Source organism: Bradyrhizobium sp. (assembly GCF_050014615.1).
Classification (GTDB): domain Bacteria; phylum Pseudomonadota; class Alphaproteobacteria; order Rhizobiales; family Xanthobacteraceae; genus Bradyrhizobium.
In genome coordinates, this window is the sequence record NZ_JBEKCZ010000313.1 from 1 (window position 1) to 4,174 (window position 4,174).

The following is a 4,174-nucleotide window of genomic DNA, read 5'->3' on the forward strand; positions in this document are numbered from 1 at the left end:
CATCTCCTGCTGCTGCTTCACCTTGTCGTCGGGATAGCGCTCCTTCAGCGCGGCCAGTTGCGGCTGCACCGATTTCATCTTCGCCATCGACGCGTAGGATTTGTTGGCCAGCGGGAAGAACAACAGCTTCACCAGCACCGTCACCAGGAGGATGGCGATGCCGAAATTGCCGACCAGGTGATAGAAGAAGTCCAGCGCCAGGAACATCGGCTTGGTGATGAAATAGAACCAGCCCCAGTCGATCAGAAGATCGAAATGGTTGAGATCGAGCTGCTTGGTGTAGCCGCCGAGGCCGACCAGCGGAAAGTTGATACCGACGACGCTGGCTTCCTTGGCGCCGGCGAACAGCCGTGCATTGGCGCTGCCGGTGCCGCCGATCGCGACGGTCTGCGCATCCTGCAGATAGTCGGTCTGGTAGGTCCGCACCGTGCCGACCAGATTGGACGAGAATCGCGCCTGCAACTGGGCGCTGGTGTCCGGCAGCAGCGCCGACGCCCAGTATTTGTCGGTGATGCCGAGCCAGCCATTGGTGACCTTGAAGCTGACCGCCTTGGCGTCGTCGATTTTCTTGTAGGGATATTCCTGCAGGCCCTGGTCGCCGAGATAGCCGATCAGACCTTCGTGCAGGATGTAGTAGCCCGAGACCTTCGGGGTGCCGTGCCGCGAGATCAGCGCGAACGGATAGAGCGTGACCGGCGCATTGCCGACATTGGTGACGTCGTCCTTGATGGTGAACAGATAGCGGTCGTCGATCGCGATGGTGCGGCGGAAGGTGAGGCCGTCGCCATTGTCATATTTCAGCGTGACCGGGTTCGACGGCGAAAGGCTGCCGGTGCCTTCCTGCTGCCACAGCGTAGTCTGGTCGGGAAGCTTGGCCGCCGAACCGCTGGCCGCGACCCAGCCGAATTCGGCATAATAAGGCGTCTCGGTGCCCGAGGGCGAATACAGCACGATCGCCGGCGACGTCGGGTCGACGGTGTCGCGGAACTGCACCAGCGACAGGTCGTCGATGCGCGCGCCCTTCAATGAGATACTGCCGGTGAGGCGCGGGGTGTCGATCCGGACGCGGGGGCCTGCGGCAATGGCGGCATCGCGGCTGACGATCGCCGCGGTCGAGCCGGGCTGAATGGCCGCCGGCGCATTGGCCGAGGGCGCCGGCGCAGCGCCGGTCTGCGGGGTCGCGGTGGCGCCGGCGTCCGGCGCGGGCTTCACCAGCTCGCTCTGGGCCAGCTGCGCGGCGCGCTGCTTTTCCATCTGCGGAATGTTGAAGAAATATTGCCAGCCGAGCAGCACGAGGCCGGACAGAATGACGGCGAGGATGGTGTTGCGATTGTCGGTCATCGTTCAGGTCTCGTCATTCAGTTCGATGGTGAGCCCGTTCGGTTCCGGCTGAGGCCGGAACCGAGGGTCGATGTTGTCTTGACGCGCGCTCTTCACGCGAATCGGCATCCGTTTCGCCCGAAACCGCCTTGGTGTCCTTGGCGTCGCGCGCTTTCAAAGGCTGCCGGTCGAGGCGATGGAGCGCCGCGCGGAGATCGTCGAGCATGGTCGCAAAGTCGCGGTTCAAAGCGGCCCGACGGCCGACTAGCACATAATCACTGTGCGGTCGCATGGATATGACGTCCAGCCGCTTCACCAGTTCGCGAAGCCTGCGCCGGATGCGATTGCGCTCGGTCGCGGTGCCGTGCTTCCTGGTAACGGTGAATCCCACCCGGACCGGGCCGTCATCGTCGCGACGGCGGCTTTGCACCACGAAGGCGGCAGCGTTGATCCGTACGCCATTGGCAACGGCGAGGAAGTCCGCCCGCTGCCTTAGCCGATCCATGATGAGATCTCTCCGGGAGGCCCGGTTCAGGCGCTCAGGCGCTTGCGGCCCCGCGCGCGGCGCGCGGCGAGAACCTTGCGGCCACCGGTCGTGGCAAGGCGAGCACGGAAGCCGTGACGGCGCTTGCGCACCAGTTTGCTGGGTTGATAAGTCCGCTTCACGGGTTGTTCTCCGCTGACAAGTCGTTGCCGGTCACACCGACAACTTGCCTGATATTGAGGTAAGTCCGCCGATGCTGGCAGGCCCAAAGCAGGCCGTTTCCGGCCCAAATCGAGCCGCTCCGGTCGAACCGGATCATCGCGGACAGTTGGCGCGGCTTATACGGGAGCGACCTGTTTTCGTCAATGTGGCCGGGAGCCTCAATCAGGGTCCTTCGAAACGGCACAATTCGGACGAATAAATCGATAATCGCGGTGTTTTACGTGCGAGGATTAGGCCGACCAGCCAAGCCGGTGACCGCCGGTTTGGGCCACGTTAGGGGCAAATTCGGATAAACCCGGGTTCCGGGTGTGCGCCGGATCGAAAAATGACAGGTACGTTCCATATTTAACCTGTCATCTTAAACGGTCATTTATTTGACCGGTTGCGGTGCACAATGCATGTTCGAAGCATCACGCCGCCAAAACACGAGGCGGCAAACGCAGCTATCAAAGGCAATATGGTGCCAGGGACCGACGAGCAGCCGACTACGGAACAGCCGCGGCCCAAGCTGTCGCGGCGGCTCGGCCTGTCCGGCAAGCTGTTGCTGCTCACCATTCCGTTGGTCATGATCGCGGAAATTCTGATTTATGTGCCCGCGATCGCGAACTTCCGGATGAACCGGCTGAACGACCGGCTGGCGGCGGCGAATACCGCGGCCCTGGTGCTGGATGCCGCCCCGTCCGGGCTGGTTCCGGAGACGCTGGCGCGGCAGATCCTCGGCAGCATCGGCGCGCGCGCGGTGGCCATCAAGATGGGGCAGCAGCGCCGGCTTCTGGCCAGCACCGGTTTGCCGCAGGCGATCGACCATGACGTCGATATGCGCTCGCTGACGGTGTGGTCGGCGATCGTCGATTCCTTCGAAATCATGCTGGAAAGCGGCAATCAGGCGATCCGCGTCATCGGCCCGACGCCGGGCGGAGGTCAGTTCATCGAGGTCGTGATCGACGAGGCGCCGCTGCGGCTGGCGATGTATCGATTCTCCCGCAACGTGCTGCTGGTCGCGCTGGTGATCGCGATCGTGACCGCGGCGCTGGTCTATCTCGCGCTGCATTTCCTGTTCGTGCGGCCGATGCGGCGGCTGACCGCCAACCTTGTCGACTTTCACGAGAATCCCGAAAGCTCGGCGCGGATCATCGTGCCGTCGCATCGGGGCGACGAGATCGGCGTCGCGGAGCGTGAATTGTCCGACATGCAGCGCGATCTGGTGTCGATGCTGCATCAGAAGAGCCGGCTCGCGGCGCTCGGCCTCGCGGTGTCGAAGATCAACCACGATTTGCGCAACCTGCTGGCCTCCTCGCAACTGCTGTCGGACCAGCTCGCCAGCGTGCCCGATCCGCGGGTGCAGCGCTTTGCGCCGAAACTGATGCGCTCGCTGGAGCGCGCCATCGCGTTCTGCCAGTCGACGCTGTCCTATGGCCGGGCGCAGGAAGCCGCCCCGGACCGCCGGATGATGCTGATCGAGCCGGTCGTGGCCGAGGTGCGCGAATCCGCCGGGCTCGCCTCCGATGCGTCGATCTCCTGGATCAGCGCGATCGAGCGCGGGCTGACCATCGACGCCGATCCCGATCAGCTGTTCCGGGTGCTGCTCAACCTGGTACGCAACGCGGCGCAGGCGCTCGAAGGCCGGACCCGCAGCGACGCCGCGACCATGCAGATTCGCATCACCGGACGCCGCGAGGGGGCGGTTGCGATCGTCGAGGTTTCCGACACCGGTCCCGGCGTGCCCGACAGGGCCCGCGACCATCTGTTCGAGGCGTTCCAGACCTCGGGCCGGCCGGGTGGCAGCGGGCTTGGGCTCGCGATCGCCGCCGAACTGGTCCGCGCCCATGGCGGCGACATCCATCTGGTGGAGGGCACCATCGGCGCCACCTTCCGGATCGTGATACCGGACCGGCCGGTGGAACTGCTGAGCATCCGCAACGAGCGGGCGCGGGCTTAAGGGCCCATTCCGGACCTTGCCAAGCCGGGCCGGAGCCGGTAGCTATGGCGCGCTTTCGCGACCTGCAGAAAACGCATCCCGAATGCATGCGGCAGCTTTGGGCCTTGCGCCCTGAAATGCCTGCGAAAAACGCGCCCGTAGCTCAGCTGGATAGAGCACCAGACTACGAATCTGGGGGTCAGGAGTTCGAATCTCTTCGGGCGCGCCAT

4 protein-coding genes and 1 tRNA gene are annotated in these 4,174 nt (G+C 64.3%); 2 read left to right on the forward strand and 3 right to left on the reverse strand.

The annotated features are described in order from the left end of the window. From yidC to rpmH, 3 genes are all read right to left on the reverse strand, one after another. On the reverse strand, positions 1-1,341 hold a 1,341-nt coding region (gene yidC, locus ABR948_RS28680; protein ID WP_428124547.1), incomplete at its 3' end, for a membrane protein insertase YidC. Positions 1,342-1,354: 13 nt separating this feature from the next. Beyond that, complete coding sequence (gene rnpA / locus ABR948_RS28685) at positions 1,355-1,825, reverse strand: ribonuclease P protein component (RefSeq protein ID WP_428124549.1); 471 nt, start codon at positions 1,823-1,825, stop codon at positions 1,355-1,357. A 26-nt stretch (positions 1,826-1,851) separates the two neighbouring features. Continuing rightward, positions 1,852-1,986: a 50S ribosomal protein L34 gene (rpmH, locus tag ABR948_RS28690; RefSeq protein ID WP_006609582.1), complete on the reverse strand. Its 135-nt coding sequence runs from the start codon at positions 1,984-1,986 to the stop codon at positions 1,852-1,854. A 497-nt stretch (positions 1,987-2,483) separates the two neighbouring features. Between rpmH and ABR948_RS28695 the strand changes: the two genes are divergently transcribed. Continuing rightward, positions 2,484-3,965 carry an ATP-binding protein gene (locus tag ABR948_RS28695; protein WP_428124552.1) on the forward strand — a complete coding sequence of 494 codons (1,482 nt, stop codon included), beginning with the start codon at positions 2,484-2,486 and terminating at the stop codon, positions 3,963-3,965. Between the two features lie 131 nt (positions 3,966-4,096). Continuing rightward, positions 4,097-4,173, forward strand: a tRNA-Arg gene (locus ABR948_RS28700). Position 4,174: the final 1 nt, after the last annotated feature.